Raw genomic sequence first — 17386 nt, 5'->3', positions numbered from 1 at the left:
GACAGATGATCCAAGGGTTTTTCACACGCGGCCTCATGACACTGGCGCTGGCCGCCGCGCTGGTGCTGCCGCAGGCCGCGTCCGCGCAGGACGATCGCGGCCTCTTGCAGGGCTTCATCGAGGACAACCTCTCGACCGCGGGCCGCACGGTGCGCATCGAGGGGTTCGAGGGCGCGCTGAGCAGTGAGGCGCGCCTCGACGTGCTGACCGTGGCCGACGACGAGGGCGTCTGGCTGACCTTGCGCGATGTGACCTTGAACTGGAGCCGCCTTGCCCTGCTGCGTGGCCGCCTCCAAGTGGCGAACCTCTCCGCCGCCGAGATCCTTCTGCCACGCCTGCCCGAGGGCGAAGAGGCCATGGATGTGCCCGATGCCGAGGCCACCGGATTTTCCCTGCCCGAACTCCCGGTTTCCGTGAACGTCGAGCAGATCGCGGTCGAGCGGCTGCTGCTGGGAGCGCCCATTCTCGGCGAAGAGGTTGCCCTTTCGCTGAATGGATCGCTGCAACTGGCCGATGGCGCGGGAAATACGGCCCTCGACATATCGCGCCTCGACAAGGCAAATGACGCGGTAAAGCTGGACGCCGCTTACACGAATGCAGAGCGCAGGCTTGCGATTGATCTTGCCGTGACCGAAGACGAGGGCGGCATCGCCTCCAAGCTGATGGGTATTCCGGGCAATCCGTCCTTGGGCCTGACCGTCACCGGCGATGCGCCGCTGTCCGATTTCACCGCCGAGATTGCGCTGGATACGGATGGCGAACGCCGCATGGGCGGCACCGTCAGTATTGCCGCCCCTGCGCCGCAAGAGGGCGAAACGGACGCGCCGCTCGACTTTGCCGCAGATATCAGAGGCGACATCGCGCCGGTCTTTGCGCCGGAATACCGCGAGTTCTTTGGCACTGAAATGGCGTTGGTGGTCGAGGGATCAAGGCCCGCCAATGGCGGTCTGGGCATCGAGACATTGTCGCTGACCGCCGCTGCGCTGACGCTGGATGGCAATTTGCAACTGGGCGCCGACGGCTGGCCCGAGCGGTTTGATCTGACCGGGCGCATCGCCTCGGATGATGGCGCGCCCGTGCTGCTGCCCATCGCGGGCGAGCGCACGACACTCGATGATATGGACCTCAGCCTGACCTACGATCTGAACGATGGCGAAAGGTGGGACCTGTCCCTGACCGCCGATAGGCTGGAGCGGACCGACCTGACGCTGGACCAGGCGTCCTTGGTGGGCGGCGGCACGATCTCCAAGGGGGAGGACGGCACCGCCCAAGGCAAGGTGGATGGCGCGCTGGATGTTGCGGTCGACGGGCTGGCGCTCATCAATGCAGACCTGTCGCGCGCCCTTGGCCGATCCCTGCGCGGTGACATCGTGTTCGACTGGACCGAGGGCAATCCGTTTCGCCTGAGCGAGCTGTCCCTGACGGGCAGCGATTATGACATCACCGGCCAGGCGGCTCTGCTGGGTCTGGGCGATGAGACGTCGCCGCGCATTACTGCAAATGTTGCTGTCGAGGCGGCCGATCTCACGCGGTTTTCCGGCCTTGCCGGGACCGATCTGGAGGGTGCGGTTCAGGCGCAGGTGGAGGGCGAGTTCACCCCCTCGGATGGCACCATGGATGCCAGCGTGACCGGCAGCGCGCAGGATCTGGCCGTGGGCCAGCCGCGCCTCGATCCGCTTTTGCGCGGAAGCACGCAGCTCGACGTGACTGCGCGCCGCACTGCCGAGGGGACGTTCCTCGACGCATTGCGCATCACATCGCCCACCACGGATCTGACGGCAACGGCGGCCTATAAATCCGATGGCAGCATGGCCGATCTGGAACTGGCGCTGAGTGATGCGTCGCTGGTCGAGCCTGACTTGCAAGGCCCGGCGCGCCTGACCGCGCGGGCCGATCAGGATGGCAACGTCTGGACCATTGAGGCCGGTGCATCGGGCCCCGGCGAGGCATCATTGACAGCAGATGGCACGGTCAACGTCGTGGGCGGCACGCCGGGCATCTTCGACATGAGCGCCACGGCGGTCGCCAGCGACTTTGCGCCCTATTCGGCCCTTGCGGGCCGCGATCTGGGCGGCGCGGGCAGCGTGATCGTCGATGCGCAAGGCAATCTGGAACAGCTGAGCGGGCAGGCCGATATCGTGCTGAACGGCGAGGATCTGGCCGTTGGCATCGCGCAGGTTGACCCCATCCTGCGCGGCACCTCACGCGCCGAGATTTCGGCGCAGCGCAGCGCCGATGGCGCCCTGACGCTTAGCAAGGGCCTTTTGACAACGCCTCAGGTCGAGGCCGACGTTCAGGGCTACATGGGCGCGGATGGCACGGCGCAGGGCACGGCCAATATCACCGGCACCGACCTTGTGGTTGGCATCCCGCAGGTGGACCGTATCCTGAGGGGCCGTTCGCGCGCGCAGATCGAGGCGCTGCGGAGCGCCGAGGGCACCATCACCCTGAAACGCGGCGAGGTCGAGACGCCCATGCTGGACGCGACTGCCACGGGCTTTTACGCGGCAGACGGCGCCGCAGAGGCACAAGTGGACGTGACGGGTGACAACCTGTCCATCGGCAACCCGCAGGTCGATCAGCTGCTGCGCGGCGCCTCCAGCCTCAACGCTCAAGTGGCGCGGCGCGCGGATGGCACCATCGTCATCGACCGCGCCGATCTGGAGACGTCGCAGTTGACGGCGAATGCCTCCGGCACGCTGGGCACGGACGGCGCATCATCGGCCACGATCGACGCACGGCTGGCCAATGTCGCGCTCTTTGCGCCGGGCATTCCTGGCCCCGCAACGGTCAGCGGCACGGTGCGCGGTGATGGCAGTGGTTATGTCGTGGATCTGGACGGCACCGGCCCGGCTGGGCTGACCGCGGATGTATCGGGCCGCATAGCCGACGGCGACACGCTTGATCTGAGGGTGAATGGCCGTGCGCCACTGGCCTTGGCCAATTCGTTCATCAGCCCGCGCAGCCTGTCGGGTGTCGCGGATTTCAACCTGCGTGTGAATGGCCCGCCTGCCGTCTCCTCGGTCAGCGGCACAATCACCACCAGCGGCGCGGGCGTGGCCCTGCCGCAGGCCAAGCTGGCGCTGGAGGGCATCAACGCCAATGTAAACCTCAATGGCGCATCCGCGCGCATTGACGTCACGGCGGGGGTCAACACCGGCGGGCGCCTCGGCGTGAACGGCAGCATTGGCCTGAGCGCGCCCTACCAGGCCGACATCGGCGTCGATCTGCAAAACGTCGGCATCACCGATCCGGGCCTCTACACCACCACTGCGAATGGCCGTGTCACCTTCGTCGGCCCCGCAGCCGGCGGCGCGGATATCTCGGGGATCGTCAACCTCGGTGAGGTGAACATTCAGATACCCAGTGGCGCCATCTCTTCTGGTGCCAGCCTGCCGGGCCTCGAGCATGTGAACGAGCCCGCTGCCGTGCGCCAAACCCGCGCCTTTGCCAATCTGCTCGACACTGGCAGCGGTGCCGGAGGGCCCGGCAGCGGAGGCGGGCCGGTCTATGGCCTCGACATAAACATCAATGCGCCCTCGCAGATTTTCATCCGGGGGCGCGGCCTCGATGCCGAAATGGGCGGGCGCCTGCGCCTGCGCGGGACGACGGCCAACGTCATTCCCGAAGGTCAGTTCGACCTGATCCGGGGGCGGCTCGACCTCTTGGGCAAGCGACTGGATCTGACAACGGGCAACCTGCGGATGCAGGGCAGTTTCGTCCCTTATATCTTGCTGGTTGCCCAGACCACCAGCGGCGATGTTCAGGTCTCGATCACGCTTGAGGGGCCTGCGGATGAGCCCGAGATCACCTTCTCGTCACAGCCGGAACTGCCGGAGGATCAGGTTGTCTCGCAGTTGATCTTTGGCCGTGACCTTAGCCAGATTTCCGCGTTTCAGGCGGTGCAGCTGGCCTCGGCGGTGGCGACACTGGCGGGCAGGGGGGGCGGCGGCGTTGTCGGCAGCCTGCGTGAGGGGATCGGCCTCGACAATCTCGATGTGACCACGGGCGAGGATGATCAGACCGAGGTGCGCGCGGGTAAATACCTGTCCGACAACATCTATTCCGAGGTCGAGGTGGACAGCGAGGGCCAGACCAAGATCAATCTGAACTTGCAGATCAACAGACGCCTCAAGGCCAAGGGCAGCTTTGGCGCCGATGGCGATAGCGGCCTTGGTATCTTCTTTGAGAAGGACTACTGAGCCGTCGCTGCACAATGCGCGGCAGAGGGCGGCCCATCGCGGGCCGCCTTTTACATGCGCACCCCCGAAGTCTTGAAGATAGGGCGTGTTTTGCCAGCTTGGCGGCTTGCCTGCCTTGCGCTAACCTCGCCAAAATGACCTAGGGAGGGCGAGCCATGCAGATGAGCGACACGAGAACCATTGAGGCGGACAAGGCGACGGTCTGGGCCGCCTTGCTCAGTCCCGAGGTGCTCAAGGAATGCGTGCCGGGCGCCAGCGAAGTGACGGGCAACCCCGAGGATGGCTTTGAGGCAGTCGTCACGCAAAAGGTCGGCCCCGTGAAGGCAACCTTTCGCGGCGCGGTGACCATCAGCAACATGGTCGAGCATTCCAGCCTGACCCTCACCGGCGAGGGCAAGGGCGGGGCCGCAGGCTTTGCCAAGGGGGCGGCCGATGTCCGCCTCGACGAGGCGGATGGCGTCACCACGCTCAGCTACGATGTCGAGGCCAAGGTGGGCGGCAAGCTGGCCCAATTGGGCAGCCGCATCGTCGATGGCTTTGCCAAGAAGATGGCCGATCAGTTCTTTTCCCGTCTTGAGGAGGTGATCGAGGGCCCCAAGGAAGAGGATGCGGCCCCTGAGGCCGAAAAGAAGGGCTGGCTGAAAAAGCTGATCAGCTAAGCAGCGCCGCCATCCGTTCGGCCACGCTGCGCCCGCTGGCGTAGGCGCCATGCGCCGTTGCCTGCCACTCGGGCGAGAACGCCTCGCCCGCGAAGGCCACGCGCCCGGTGTCCTGCGCGATCATGTCCCGCCGGAGTTGCGCGGCACCCGGAACGGCGTGCGAATATGAGCCAAGGACCAGCGGATCGGTCGTCCAACTTGTTGTCGCGGTGCCGATGACGCGGTCCATGATGCGCGGCCCGAACGCCTCTGTCAGGGCATCGCGGGCGTGGCCTATCATCGCCTCCGGCCCGGCCGCCGCTAGCGCCCGCACAGTCTCGCCAGCAATATGGCTCAGCATCATCGGGGCCTCACCCGGCATGATCTGAAAATTCGTGGCCATGTCTTGTCCGCTGCGCTGAACGCTCAGAAAGCGGGTCTGTGCCACCTCGTCGGGCAGCGCGTCGAGGGCAAAGGCCACCTTCTCGTAGGCACCGCAAGGCACGCGGTCAAGCGCGCGGGCCAGATCGGCGGCGGCGCCGGGGCTGAATGCGATGGCACCGCGCGCCAGAACGTTGGTCGAGGCGGTGACGATCACGCCGGCGGCCTCCAGATCGCCCGCGTCGGTGACGACCGTCGCGCCGTCGCTGCGCTGCTCGACGGTGCGCACGGCGACGCCGGTGCGGATGTTCAGCCCAGCGGCCATCGCGGTGATGAGCGCGCCATAGCCCGACAGCACGGGCCAGTTGTGATCGGTGTCCCGGTAGTCGGCATACCCCGATGCCGACACATCCTCTGCATCGTCACCCGCCATCAGCCCGAGGATTAGGCGCACGGAAGGCGTCCAGCGCCCCGCATCCGGCAGGACATCCGGGATTGGCACGTCGCGACCGGATGTCTCGACCGCCTCGAAGGCGCGATTGATCGCGTCTTCATATGCGGCCACGCCTTTGGCATCTTGAAACGCGCCCTCGTCCCAGACCTGAAACGGGCGGGCAACCTCTTGCGAGCGGTAGGTCGCGCCCAGTTTGTCGGCCCATTCCACCAGCGGGTTCACGTCGGCGCAATGCAGCCAGTGACAGCCGTGATCCCACGCGCGCGGCAGCCCCGCCGTCGCCGTATAGGCCCGCCCGCCAACGCGGTTTGCGGCCTCCAGCACCGTGTAGGGGATGCCGCGCGCCTTGCATTCCAGCGCTGCGCCGATGCCCGCCGCGCCCGCCCCGACGATGATGATGCCCTGCTCGTCCATGCCATGCCCCTTATGCGTGTTTTCGCGCAGCATACATTTGCGCACCCGGCCCGCAAGGCTCTGTGCGTCAGCGCAGGCCGGCCCATGGCTGATGCACGATTGCCACTGGCCATGAATAGTCTAGGTTTGCCCCGGTAATCAAAGGGGGTGCTGGCATGACGACCATCGTCGACGTGCAAAATCTGGGCAAGGTCTATGATGGCGGTTTTACCGCTCTGGACGGCGTGTCGCTTCAGATCGAGGCGGGCGAGATCATCGCGCTGCTCGGCCCCAACGGCGCGGGCAAGACGACGTTGATCTCGGCGCTCTGCGGTATCGTCACGCCCTCCAGCGGGCACGCCACGGTTGGCGGACATGATGTGGTGACGGACTATCGCAAGGCGCGCGAGATGATTGGCCTCGTGCCGCAGGAGATCGCGCTGGAGCCTTTCGAGAAGGTCATCAATACCGTTCGCTTCTCGCGCGGCCTCTTTGGCAAGACGCGCGATGACAAGCTGCTGGAGAAGATCCTGCGGCAGCTGACCCTCTGGGACAAGCGCAACGCGCGGGTGCGCGAGCTTTCGGGCGGGATGAAGCGCCGGGTGCTGATCGCCAAGGCGCTCTGCCACGAGCCGCGCGTTCTGTTTCTGGACGAGCCGACGGCAGGCGTCGATGTCGAGCTGCGCCGCGATATGTGGCAGGTCGTCGAAGAGCTGCGTCGCGCGGGTGTCACCATCATCCTGACCACGCATTACATCGAAGAGGCCGAGGCGATCGCCGACCGCATCGCCGTCATCAACAGGGGGCAGATCCTGCTGGTCGAACCCAAGGCCGATCTGATGGCGCGCATGGGCCGCAAGACCTTGCGGATCGACTTGATGGAGCCGCTGGACGCGATCCCGGCCGCGCTGGCCGAGTATGAGCTGACCCTCACGGGCGGGGGCACCTCGCTGAGCTATACCTACGAGGCCGGGGGCGAGCGCACGGGCATTACGCGCCTGCTGCAGGCCATCGCGAACGAGGGGCTGGCGCTGCGCGACATCCAGACCACGCAAAGCAGCCTCGAAGAGATTTTCGTCGGGCTCATCAAGGAGGAAGGCGCATGAACTTTCCAGCAATTTGGGCCATCTACCTTTATGAGATGAAACGGTTTTTCCGAACCCTCATGGAAAGCCTGCTGTCGCCGGTCATCTCGACATCGCTCTATTTCGTGGTCTTTGGCACCGCCATCGGCAGCCGCATCGACGAGGTCGAGGGCGTGAGCTATGGCGCGTTCATCGTGCCCGGCCTCATCATGCTGAGCGTGATGACGCAGGCCATCAGCAACGCGTCGTTCGGCATCTACTTTCCGAAATTCATCGGCACGATATTCGAACTGTTATCCGCGCCGGTGAACTTCCTTGAAATCGTGCTGGGCTATGTCGGCGCCGCGGCGACCAAGGCGCTCTTGATCGGGGTCGTGATCCTGATCACTGCGCAATTCTTTGTCGATATCCAGATCATGCATCCGGGTGCGATGCTGGCCTTTCTTTTGCTGACCTGCATCAGTTTCAGCCTCTTTGGCTTCATCATCGGTATCTGGGCCGATAATTTTCAACAGCTTCAGCTGATCCCGCTGCTGGTCATCACGCCGCTGGTGTTCCTTGGCGGCGCATTCTACTCGATCTCGATGCTTCCCGAAAGTTGGCAGACCATCGCCCTCTTCAATCCGGTGGTCTATCTTGTCTCGGGGTTTCGCTGGTCGTTCTTTGGCGTCGCGGACGTTGGCGTGGGCTGGTCGCTCCTGGCCATCGCGGGCTTTACCGCCATCTGCATGGGCATTGTCTGGTGGATCTTCAAAACCGGGTATCGGATCAAATCCTAGGCGCGCGGACGTCGTGACATCACCTTTTTGGCCACAAGGCGGCACGATCTGGTGCCGCTGCCTTGTCTGAGACCCCCAGCGAATATACATGCCGGTGATGCATTACTGGTCCGCTTTGAAATCCCGCCTGCCTTTCACCAAATCCCAAGCGCGGGTGGCGGTCGTTCGGCTGTCTGGCACCATCGGCACAGGCCGTGCGTCGCTGAACGACGAGGCGCTGGCCCCCATCCTTGAAAAGGCTTTCAAGAAGGGCAAACCGCGCGCTGTCGCTCTGCTCATCAACTCGCCAGGCGGATCGCCCGTGCAATCGTCGCTGATCGCGGCGCGCATCCGGCGTCTGTCCGAGGAAAAGGACGTGCCCGTCCATGCCTTTGTCGAGGATGTCGCGGCCTCGGGCGGCTACTGGCTGGCTGCGGCGGCCGATGACATCTGGGTCGATTTCGGCTCGATCATCGGCTCGATCGGGGTCATCTCGGCAGGCTTCGGCGCCCCGGTGTTCCTGGCGCGCCAAGGGATCGAGCGGCGCGTGCATACCGCGGGCAAGTCGAAATCGACGCTCGATCCGTTCCTGCCGCAAAAGGACGAGGATGTGGCCCGGTTGAAGGAGATTCTGGAGGATCTGCACAGCGGCTTCATCGCATATATCAAGGACCGGCGCGGTGACAAACTTGCCGATGATCCTGACATCTTCACCGGGGAATTCTGGCTGGGTCGGCGTGCGGTCAAGCTGGGGCTGGTCGATGGCGAGGGCCACATGATGCCAAAGCTGCAAGAGCTTTATGGCAAGGAGGTGCGCCTGATGCGCTACGGCCCCAAGAAGGGATTGCTGTCGCGGTTCGGCGCGACCATTGCCGAGGATGCCATCGGTGCTGTCGAGAACCGCGCGCATTATGCGCGGTTCGGGCTGTAGCCGGGAATGATTGTCAAGATCGTCGCACTCTTTCTCGTCGGTATGGTCGTTCTGGCCATGTTCGGCAAATTGCGCTTTCCGGGGCAAAAGCGTCTGGCAGCGGCCAAATGCAAGCACTGCGGTAAATACAGGATCGGCAAGGGGCCATGCTCCTGCCGGAAGGGCATTGGCAAGTGATGGTTTGGGCATTCGCGGCGCTGGGTCTCGTGATCTTGCTGCTGGCCGGTGATGCGCTGGTCAAGGGTGCGGTCAATCTCAGCCTGCGGGTCGGTGTTCCGGCGCTGATCGTCAGCCTGACCATCGTCGCCTTCGGCACCTCGGCGCCGGAGCTGCTGATCTCGGTCAATGCCATCCTGATGGACAAGCCGGGCCTAGCGCTGGGCAATGTGATCGGCTCGAACGTGGCGAACGTGCTTTTGGTGCTGGGCGTGCCCGCGATCCTGTCGGTGCTTCACACGGGCGAGTGCGAAACGCGCAAGACCTACATTTTCATGCTGATCGCCAGCGTTCTTTTCATCGCGCTGGCCTTTTTCGGCACCTTCACCTTCTGGTCGGGCCTGATCCTGCTGGCCGCGCTGGCCTACATGCTCTTTGACGCGGCGCGCGATGCCCGGCGGCACCGCCGCGCCGAACGCGCGGCCCCGCCCGAGGAAGAGGTCGAGGGCGCCGATCCTGATATGCCGTGGTGGCGCATCATCGTCTTTCTGCTGCTGGGTCTCATCGGCCTGCCTTTGGGGGCGGATCTGCTGGTGGACAATGCGTCCATCATCGCGCGGCAATACGGGGTGAGTGATGCGGTGATCGGCCTGACGCTGGTCGCGCTTGGAACATCCCTGCCAGAGCTTGCGACCACCGTCATGGCCGCGCTGCGGCGGCAGGCGGATGTGGCGCTGGGCAATGTCATCGGCTCCAACATGTTCAACCTGTTGGCCATCATCGGGATCACGTCACTGGTCGGGCCTATCCCGGTTGATGCGGCATTCCTGAGATTTGATCTATGGGTCATGCTGGCGGCGTCGCTGATCCTGATCCCCTTCGTCTTTTTCGGGGCGAATATCGGACGGGTCTGGGGCGTGCTCTTGACCGCGGCCTATCTGGCCTATGTGACTTTCATATTGATCTGACAGCGAGGATGACGGCCATGGCGCGTGCATTGGTGACAGGGGCGGGCAAGCGGCTGGGCCGCGCGATGGCGCTGGAGCTGGCGCGCCAAGGGCATGACGTGGCCGTGCACTACCACAGCTCGGCCGATGAGGCCGATGTTGTCGCTGACGAAATCCGCGCATTGGGCCGCAAGGCCGTGACGCTGCAGGCCAACCTTTTGGCCGAGGATCAGGTCACGCCCCTTATCCCGATGGCCGCCGATGCGCTGGGCGGGCCGATGACCGTGCTGGTCAATTCGGCCTCGATCTTTGAGTATGACACGCTGAAGAGCACGACGCGCACCGGCTGGGACCGCCATTTCGAAAGCAATCTGCGCGCGCCTTTCGTGCTGACGCAAGCCCTTGCTGCGCAGGTGCCGGAGCCTGTGATGGACGAAAATGACGAGCCTGTGGCGCAGGGCCTTGTAGTCAACATGGTCGATCAGCGAGTCCGCAAGCTCACCCCCGAATTCATGAGCTACACATTGGCCAAGATGGGCCTCTGGACGTTCACCCAGACCGCGGCGCAGGCGCTCGCGCCCCGCGTGCGGGTCAATGCCATCGGCCCCGGCCCCACCATGCGCGGCGCGCGGCAGAGCGAGGCGCATTTTGCCGGACAGCGCGCGGCGACGGTGCTGGAGCGGGGTGCGAACCTGCCGGACATCACCGGCGCGCTCGGCTATTTTCTGAACGCGCCTTCCGTCACCGGGCAGCTTCTGTGCATCGACGGGGGACAGCATTTGTGCTGGCAGACCCCGGATGTTCTGGGAGTCGAATAGGCCCGCGTTTCAAGCCCTGATTGCGCTGGGCCGCGAAAGTTTTGCACTGCGTTAGGCTTTGTTAAAAAACCGTTACAAAAATGCTAATGTTTTCAGTATTTTGCGAGACGGCATAAAATATAGTGATTGTTTTCAAGTGGTTGAAAACAAGCCTAAAAAACAGGCAAACCTGCGAAACCTGCTATGAACAAGGGAAATTCCCTGATGACCCAAACTTACCCGCAGAGTTATCCACAGAAATCGTGGACATGATACCTCTTGTGCGCAGCCTTCCAAGATTGCAGCCAGGGTGCAGAATCATATCTAGGGACACATGAGCAACGAACCTTCTGAAACCGCCCCGAGTGCGCCTGTTCCGACGGGCCACAAGGTGATCCAATCCTACCTGCGCACGCTTGATGCGTCGCCTGGCGTCTACCGGATGCTTGATGCACAGGCGCGCGTTCTCTATGTCGGCAAGGCGCGCAATCTCAAGGCGCGGGTCACCAGCTATGCGCGGCCCACCGGGCACACGGGCCGCATCATGCGGATGATCGACGCAACCGCGTCGATGATGTTCCTGACCACATCCACCGAGACAGAGGCGCTTCTGCTCGAGCAGAACCTCATCAAGCAGCTCAAGCCGAAGTACAACGTGCTGCTGCGCGATGATAAATCCTTTCCGAACATCCTTGTGACCAAGTCGCACGACTACCCGATGATCAAGAAGCACCGCGGCGCCAAGCGGGAAAAGGGCTCTTACTATGGGCCCTTCGCCAGCGCGGGGGCGGTCAACCGCACTCTGGCGCAGCTTCAGCGCGTGTTTCAGCTGCGTAATTGCAGCGATGCGATGTTCGAGACGCGCACGCGCCCGTGCCTGCAATATCAGATCAAGCGCTGCACTGCGCCCTGCGTTGGCTATATCTCGCGCGCCGATTACGCCAATCAGGTCAGCGATGCCGAGCGATACCTCAGCGGCAAATCCACCGAGATCCAGGAAAAGCTGGCCGCGCAGATGGCCGAGGCCAGCGAGGCGATGGAGTTCGAGCGCGCGGCGGCCCTGCGCGACCGGATCAAGGCCATGACGCAGGTGCAGACCGCTCAAGGCATCAATCCGCGCAGCGTCGATGAGGCAGACATCATCGCTTTGCATCTCGAAAACGGTCAGGCCTGCGTGCAGGTATTTTTCATCCGCGCGGGGCAGAACTGGGGCAACCGCGATTTTTACCCGCGCGTCGGGGCGGATGTCGAGGCGCCCGAGGTGCTGGAGGCTTTCATCGGCCAATTCTATGACACCAAGGAGCCGCCGCGCCAGCTGATCCTGTCCAACGACATCGAAAACCCCGACCTGATGGCCGAGGCGCTGGCGGGCAAGCTGGGCCGCAAGGTGACGCTGATGGTGCCCCAGCGCGGCGAAAAGGCCGAGCTGGTGGAATCTGCGCTACGCAATGCACGCGAAAGCCTTGCCCGCAAGATGGCCGAGAGCGCGACCCAGGCGCGGCTCTTGCGCGGTGTCGCGGACGCCTTCGGGCTTGAGGGGCCGCCGGCCCGGATCGAGGTCTATGACAACAGCCATATTCAGGGCGCCCATGCGGTCGGTGCGATGATCGTCGCAGGCCCCGAGGGGATGCTGAAAAGCCAGTATCGCAAGTTCAACATACGCGGCGACGATCTGACCCCCGGCGACGACTTCGGCATGATGAAGGAAGTGCTCCAGCGCCGCTTCAAGCGCCTGCTGAAGGAGGACCCGGACCGAAGCAAGGGCACCTGGCCTGACCTCTTGCTGATCGACGGCGGGGCAGGGCAGGTCAGCGCGGTGCGCAGCATCATGACCGAGATGGGCGTCGGCGACATCCCGATGGTGGGCGTCGCCAAGGGCATCGACCGCGATCTGGGGAAGGAGGAATTTCACCGCACCGGCCAGCGACCCATTGCGCTGCAGCGCAACGATCCGGTGCTGTATTTCATCCAGCGCCTGCGCGACGAGGCACACCGCTTTGCCATCGGCACGCACCGCGCCAAACGCGCCAAGGCGGTCAGCGCCACACCCCTTGATGACGTGCCGGGCGTCGGCGCTGCGCGCAAACGCGCGCTTCTGGCCCATTTCGGCAGTGCCAAGGCAGTTGGCCGCGCGAACCTCGCCGATCTCAAGGCCGTGGACGGCGTGAGCGAAGCGCTGGCGCAAAAGGTCTATGACTACTTCCACGACAAGGGCTGAGCGCGCTGAATCCTCCGATTGCAGGGCTGTTGTCCATTCGGAAAATCAGGGCCCGGCCATATCGCGCGCACCGCAATGCGGGGCTTTAACAGCCATGCCAAGAGGGATAGACATAGCCCATGACATGGACGGTCCCGAACATCCTCACGCTCTTGCGCCTCATGGCCGCGCCCGGTGTCGCGGTGATGTTTTTGTATTTCACACGGCCCTATGCCGACTGGTTTGCGCTGCTGCTCTTTGTCTCGGCGGCGATCACCGACTGGTTCGACGGCTATCTCGCCCGCTCGTGGAAGCAGGAGACGCGGCTGGGTGCGATGCTCGACCCGATTGCCGACAAGGCGATGGTGGTGATCGCGCTGATGGTCATCGTCGGATTTTCGCCCATGTCGCCCTGGCTGGTGCTGCCGGCGACCGTGATTCTCTTTCGCGAGGTTTTCGTCTCGGGGCTGCGCGAGTTTCTGGGCGACACTGCCGGCCTTCTCAAGGTCACCAAACTGGCCAAGTGGAAGACGACAGCCCAGATGGTCGCGATCGCCACGCTCTTCGCCCAAGGCGTGTTCGAGCATTACTTCGGCATGTCCACCTTTGGCATGGATTTGGCCATGGTGGACGCGATCCTTGCGGGCGAGGAAGAGGATGTGCTGGGCCTTGGCTGGAAACTGGCCGGAATGCACTACACTTGGTATGCGGGCTTGTGGCTCTTGTGGCTTGCGGCAATCCTGACGCTGATCTCCGGCGCGGATTACCTGCTGAAAGCGCGGCCGTATCTGAAGGATGATCGCTGATGGATGTGCTCTATTTTGCCTGGGTGCGCGAGCGGATCGGCCTGCCGCGCGAAGCGGTGCAGACCGATGCGGCCACTGTGCAGGATCTGGTGGACGAGCTGTCCGCGCGTGAGGCCCGTTACGAGATGGCATTCAGCGATCTGGCCGCCTTGCGCGTCGCCGTCGATCAGGAACTTGCCGGGTGGGATACGCCCCTAGCGGGCGCGCGAGAGGTCGCATTCTTTCCGCCCATGACCGGCGGATGAGCGGCATGGACGTGCGCGTGCAGGAGGCGCCATTCGATTTTGGCGCGGAGGCAAGCGCATTTGCCGCGCGCCAGACCGGCATGGGCGCGGTCGTCACCTTCACCGGGATCGTGCGCGATCTGGATGGCAGCCTCGATCACATGATGATCGAGCATTATCCGGGCATGACCGAAAAGGCGCTGGGCGCGATTGCCGAGGACGCGCATGGCCGCTGGGAACTGGGCGGAAGCCTGATTATTCACCGCCACGGCCGGCTGAGCCCGGATGATATGATCATGATGGTCGCCACCGCCGCGCGCCACCGCAAGGATGCGTTCGAGGCGGCGATGTATCTGATGGATTACCTCAAGTCCCGCGCGCCTTTCTGGAAGAAAGAGCTGACCGGGGACGGCGCTCTTTGGGTCGCGGCCAAAGACGTTGATGAGGACGCGCTGAAGGATTGGGACTGACGCGCGCCGCCCTGCGAGCCGGTCGATACCGTCCTGCGCAGCGGAGCGGTGGCGGGGGAGTAGCCCCCAGTGCAAACCCTAACGCATGAGGTCGGGCAGATCGCCCGTCAGGCCAGCCGCCTCGCGCATCAGCGCACGGCGCAGCGGCGCGGCGGCCTGAACGGCCCCCATGCCAATACCGCGCAGCTTGCGCAGCACTGGATTGTCATTTGAAAACAGACGGTTGCTAAGGTCTGTCGTTGCGGCCAGCGCCGCGATATCGAACCGGCGCCAGCGCTGATACCGCTCCAGCACGCCGAGATCGGCGATATCCTCGCCGCGCGCGCGCGCCTCGCCCAGCACCTGCGTCAGCGCTGCGATATCGCGCAGCCCGGCATTCAGGCCCTGCCCCGCGATAGGATGCATCCCATGCGCCGCATCGCCCACCAGCGCAACGCGCGGCGCGATCAGGCTTTTTGCGAGGCTCAGGCCCAGCGGATAGCTGTAGCGCATCCCCTTGAGCCGGATGTCGCCCAGAAAATCGCCAAAGCGGGGGCGAAGGACGGTCAGAAAATCCTCGTCATCCAGCGCGGCAAAGGTCGCGGCTGTCGCGTCCCGCTCGCTCCAGACGATGGAGGAGACATTGCCCGGAAGCGGCAGGATCGCCAGCGGTCCGGGCGGCATGAAGAATTGATGCGCGATGCCGTGATGGGGCAGTTCGTGTTCGACCGCGCAGACCAGCGCGGTCTGCCCATAGCCCCAGCCGGTGCGCGTGATGCCTGCGCGCTGCGCCGTGCCCGAGGTGCGCCCATCGGATCCCACGATCAGCCGCGTGCGCACCGTCCGGCCCGAGGCCAGCGTCAGCGTCGCGCCGGTGCCATCCACCTCTTGCGCGGTGACGGCATCCTCCGAGATCGTGGTGACGCCGTCATGCGCATCCATCGCATCCAGAAGGGCAGGGCGCAAAACGCGGTCCTCGCACATGTGGCCCATTGGGCCTTCCTCAAGCTCCGCATGATCGAAATGCAGCGAAAAGGGCATGAGCGGCCCCATGCCCGCGCGCCCGTCGCTGACCTTTATTTCCAGCATGGGCTGGGTGCGATCCTCGATCCCGGCCCAGACCCCCAGCGCCCGGAGCAGGCGCACCGAGGCCATCGCCAAAGCATAGGCGCGCCCGTCAAAGTCGTGGTCCGCTCGCGTGGGGCGGGGCAGGGCGTCAATGACGCACACGCTCAGCCCTTGCTGCGCCAGTGCCAAGGCGAGGGCCGAGCCATTCAGGCCGCCGCCGATGATTGCGATATCGCTGTCTATTTTCATGCCCCTCAATATGGTCGCGCGTGCGGGATTGTCCATGCGCCACCCTGCCGCTAGGTTCGGCGCGACGTAAATTTATGTATGGGAAATTTTGCATGGCGCAGGCAATGCGGGACTGGCTGAGGATGAGCGCGGCGGATCTGGGCCGGGGCATCGGCGCGGGGCGCATCGATGCCGTTGATCTGACCGAGGCTTATCTGGAGGCGATTGCCACGCATCCTGCCGCGGCCCGCATCTATACCGCTGTCACTCAGGACCGCGCCCGCGCCGAGGCGCAGGCAGCAGCCTCGCGCGCCAACGAGGGCCAGCGGCGCGGGCCGCTCGACGGGGTGCCGATCAGCTGGAAGGATCTCTTTGACAGCGCGGGAACTGCGACCGGGGCGGGCAGCCGCCTTCTGGAGGGGCGTGTGCCGGACCGCGACGCCAAGGTGCTGGCCAATGCGACCGCCGCTGGCCTTGTCTGCCTTGGCAAGACGCATATGAGCGAGCTGGCGTTTTCGGGCCTTGGCCTGAACCCGATGACCGCCACGCCGCCTTGCGTCAACGATGCCGAGGCGGTTGCCGGGGGCTCTTCGTCGGGGGCGGCGTCGGGCGTGGCGCATGGGCTGGCCGCTGCCGGGATCGGCAGCGATACGGGTGGATCGGTGCGCGTGCCGGCCGCCTGGAATGATCTGGTGGGGCTCAAGACCACCGCCGGGCGCCTGTCCTGCGAGGGCACGGTGCCGCTCGCCGCGCGCTTTGACACAATCGGGCCACTGACGCGCACAGTCGAGGACGCGGCCTTTCTGCTGGCGGTGCTGGAGGACCGCGCGCCGGTCGACCTGCGCGGCGCATCGCTGAAGGGGATGCGCTTTGCTGCGCTTGAAACCACGGTGATGGAGGATCTGCGGGACGCCCCTGCGCGCGCGTATCAAGAGGCGTGCACGCGGCTGGAGGCGGCGGGCGCGCAGATCGTTCCGGTTACGGTGCCCGAAGTCGAGGAGGCGATGGACCTTTCGGCAACGCTCTTTTCGGCCGAAGCCTACGGGACATGGCAGCACGTGATCGAGGCTGCGCCAGACAAGATGTTCGGCCCCATCCGAGACAGGTTTCGCGGCGGGCAGGGCGTCAGCGCGCCGGAGTATGTCGCGGCATGGCAAACGCTGGACCGGCTGCGCGGTGTCTGGGCCGGACGCATGGCCGGATTTGATGCCGTGCTGATGCCGACCGCGCCCAACATGCCGCCCAATGCCGCGCGCCTGATGGAGGATGGCGACTATTATGTCAGGGAAAACCTGCTGACGCTGCGCAACACGCGCGTCGGCAATCTCATGGGCCTTGCTGCGATCACCCTGCCCACCGGCACCCACAGCTGCGGCATCATGCTCTGCGGCGCATCCATGGGCGAGGCGCGTCTCTTGCGGGTTGCACAGGCGGCGGAGGCGGCGCTGGGCTAAGCCGTTGAATTGGGTATTTTACTAGTAAAAAACCAAGCTCGCCAAAAATGCCACAATGCGTGCTTGCAGGATATGGTTTTGCTGGACGGGCGCGCTCGCAGCGCGTAGTTTTGCGCTATACGGGGCGAAAACGATCCCGAACCTGAGGCAGTAAACATGTATTCCGAACGGTTTTCGAACCTTGCGGCCCCTTGTCTGGTGCGCTCTTGCCATGTGGC

Annotated in this window: 15 protein-coding genes; 13 read left to right on the top strand and 2 right to left on the bottom strand. The window is 64.4% G+C overall.

Annotated elements, in window-relative coordinates:
• Positions 1-5 precede the first annotated feature (5 nt).
• Both V8352_RS04410 and V8352_RS04405 read left to right on the top strand, forming a co-directional pair.
• Positions 6-4202, top strand: coding sequence for a translocation/assembly module TamB domain-containing protein (locus V8352_RS04410; RefSeq protein WP_336423052.1), 4197 nt, complete (start codon positions 6-8; stop codon positions 4200-4202).
• Between the two features lie 155 nt (positions 4203-4357).
• Complete coding sequence (locus tag V8352_RS04405; RefSeq protein WP_336423051.1) at positions 4358-4861, top strand: CoxG family protein; 504 nt, start codon at positions 4358-4360, stop codon at positions 4859-4861.
• Here V8352_RS04405 and V8352_RS04400 read toward each other — a convergent pair.
• Positions 4854-6089, bottom strand: coding sequence for a flavin monoamine oxidase family protein (locus V8352_RS04400; RefSeq protein ID WP_336423050.1), 1236 nt, complete (start codon positions 6087-6089; stop codon positions 4854-4856). The genes V8352_RS04405 and V8352_RS04400 overlap by 8 nt on opposite strands.
• A 155-nt stretch (positions 6090-6244) precedes the next feature.
• Here V8352_RS04400 and V8352_RS04395 point away from each other — a divergent pair, with 155 nt between their 5' ends.
• The 10 genes from V8352_RS04395 to V8352_RS04350 all read left to right on the top strand — a co-directional run bounded on the left by V8352_RS04395 (position 6245) and on the right by V8352_RS04350 (position 14439).
• Positions 6245-7174 carry an ABC transporter ATP-binding protein gene (locus V8352_RS04395; RefSeq protein WP_336423049.1) on the top strand — a complete coding sequence of 310 codons (930 nt, stop codon included), beginning with the start codon at positions 6245-6247 and terminating at the stop codon, positions 7172-7174.
• Positions 7171-7932, top strand: coding sequence for an ABC transporter permease (locus tag V8352_RS04390; protein WP_336423048.1), 762 nt, complete (start codon positions 7171-7173; stop codon positions 7930-7932). The genes V8352_RS04395 and V8352_RS04390 overlap by 4 nt, the downstream gene beginning before the upstream one ends.
• Positions 7933-8047: 115 nt before the next feature.
• Positions 8048-8842, top strand: a complete 795-nt coding sequence (locus tag V8352_RS04385; RefSeq protein ID WP_442970960.1) for a S49 family peptidase — start codon at positions 8048-8050, stop codon at positions 8840-8842.
• Positions 8843-8848: 6 nt separating this feature from the next.
• Positions 8849-9019: a hypothetical protein gene (locus V8352_RS04380; RefSeq protein ID WP_336423046.1), complete on the top strand. Its 171-nt coding sequence runs from the start codon at positions 8849-8851 to the stop codon at positions 9017-9019.
• On the top strand, positions 9019-9966 hold the full coding sequence (locus tag V8352_RS04375) for a calcium/sodium antiporter (RefSeq protein ID WP_442970956.1): 948 nt from the start codon (positions 9019-9021) through the stop codon (positions 9964-9966). The genes V8352_RS04380 and V8352_RS04375 overlap by 1 nt, the downstream gene beginning before the upstream one ends.
• An 8-nt stretch (positions 9967-9974) precedes the next feature.
• Positions 9975-10763 (top strand): SDR family oxidoreductase, encoded by a 789-nt coding sequence (locus V8352_RS04370; RefSeq protein WP_336423044.1) that lies wholly within the window; start codon positions 9975-9977, stop codon positions 10761-10763.
• Positions 10764-11076: 313 nt separating this feature from the next.
• Positions 11077-12960 carry an excinuclease ABC subunit UvrC gene (gene uvrC, locus V8352_RS04365; protein WP_336423043.1) on the top strand — a complete coding sequence of 628 codons (1884 nt, stop codon included), beginning with the start codon at positions 11077-11079 and terminating at the stop codon, positions 12958-12960.
• A 119-nt stretch (positions 12961-13079) separates the two neighbouring features.
• Entirely contained in the window at positions 13080-13745 is a 666-nt protein-coding gene (gene pgsA, locus V8352_RS04360; protein ID WP_336423042.1) for a CDP-diacylglycerol--glycerol-3-phosphate 3-phosphatidyltransferase, read from the top strand.
• Positions 13745-13990 carry a molybdopterin converting factor subunit 1 gene (gene moaD / locus V8352_RS04355; protein ID WP_336423041.1) on the top strand — a complete coding sequence of 82 codons (246 nt, stop codon included), beginning with the start codon at positions 13745-13747 and terminating at the stop codon, positions 13988-13990. Before pgsA ends, moaD begins: the two co-directional genes overlap by 1 nt.
• Before the next feature lie 5 nt (positions 13991-13995).
• Positions 13996-14439, top strand: a complete 444-nt coding sequence (locus tag V8352_RS04350) for a molybdenum cofactor biosynthesis protein MoaE (RefSeq protein ID WP_336423165.1) — start codon at positions 13996-13998, stop codon at positions 14437-14439.
• Positions 14440-14517: 78 nt separating this feature from the next.
• Here the strand turns inward: V8352_RS04350 and V8352_RS04345 are convergent, their stop codons facing one another.
• Positions 14518-15735, bottom strand: a complete 1218-nt coding sequence (locus V8352_RS04345; RefSeq protein WP_336423040.1) for a UbiH/UbiF/VisC/COQ6 family ubiquinone biosynthesis hydroxylase — start codon at positions 15733-15735, stop codon at positions 14518-14520.
• Between the two features lie 104 nt (positions 15736-15839).
• Here V8352_RS04345 and V8352_RS04340 point away from each other — a divergent pair, with 104 nt between their 5' ends.
• Entirely contained in the window at positions 15840-17168 is a 1329-nt protein-coding gene (locus tag V8352_RS04340; RefSeq protein ID WP_336423164.1) for an amidase, read from the top strand.
• Positions 17169-17386: the final 218 nt, after the last annotated feature.

Source organism: Roseovarius sp. D0-M9 (assembly GCF_037083805.1).
Lineage (GTDB): Bacteria > Pseudomonadota > Alphaproteobacteria > Rhodobacterales > Rhodobacteraceae > Roseovarius.
This window is presented reverse-complemented; position numbering and strand designations above follow the sequence as displayed.

Bases quoted from the DNA above. Each gene is read 5' to 3' on its own strand.
- V8352_RS04405 (WP_336423051.1), top strand. From the start codon at position 4,358: ATGCAGATGAGCGACACGAGAACCATTGAGGCGGACAAGGCGACGGTC.
- moaD (WP_336423041.1), top strand. From the start codon at position 13,745: ATGGATGTGCTCTATTTTGCCTGGGTGCGCGAGCGGATCGGCCTGCCG.
- V8352_RS04400 (WP_336423050.1), bottom strand. From the start codon at position 6,089: ATGGACGAGCAGGGCATCATCATCGTCGGGGCGGGCGCGGCGGGCATC.
- V8352_RS04390 (WP_336423048.1), top strand. From the start codon at position 7,171: ATGAACTTTCCAGCAATTTGGGCCATCTACCTTTATGAGATGAAACGG.
- V8352_RS04375 (WP_442970956.1), top strand. From the start codon at position 9,019: ATGGTTTGGGCATTCGCGGCGCTGGGTCTCGTGATCTTGCTGCTGGCC.
- V8352_RS04340 (WP_336423164.1), top strand. From the start codon at position 15,840: ATGCGGGACTGGCTGAGGATGAGCGCGGCGGATCTGGGCCGGGGCATC.
- V8352_RS04350 (WP_336423165.1), top strand. From the start codon at position 13,996: ATGGACGTGCGCGTGCAGGAGGCGCCATTCGATTTTGGCGCGGAGGCA.
- V8352_RS04370 (WP_336423044.1), top strand. From the start codon at position 9,975: ATGACGGCCATGGCGCGTGCATTGGTGACAGGGGCGGGCAAGCGGCTG.
- pgsA (WP_336423042.1), top strand. From the start codon at position 13,080: ATGACATGGACGGTCCCGAACATCCTCACGCTCTTGCGCCTCATGGCC.
- V8352_RS04410 (WP_336423052.1), top strand. From the start codon at position 6: ATGATCCAAGGGTTTTTCACACGCGGCCTCATGACACTGGCGCTGGCC.
- V8352_RS04380 (WP_336423046.1), top strand. From the start codon at position 8,849: ATGATTGTCAAGATCGTCGCACTCTTTCTCGTCGGTATGGTCGTTCTG.
- uvrC (WP_336423043.1), top strand. From the start codon at position 11,077: ATGAGCAACGAACCTTCTGAAACCGCCCCGAGTGCGCCTGTTCCGACG.
- V8352_RS04345 (WP_336423040.1), bottom strand. From the start codon at position 15,735: ATGAAAATAGACAGCGATATCGCAATCATCGGCGGCGGCCTGAATGGC.
- V8352_RS04395 (WP_336423049.1), top strand. From the start codon at position 6,245: ATGACGACCATCGTCGACGTGCAAAATCTGGGCAAGGTCTATGATGGC.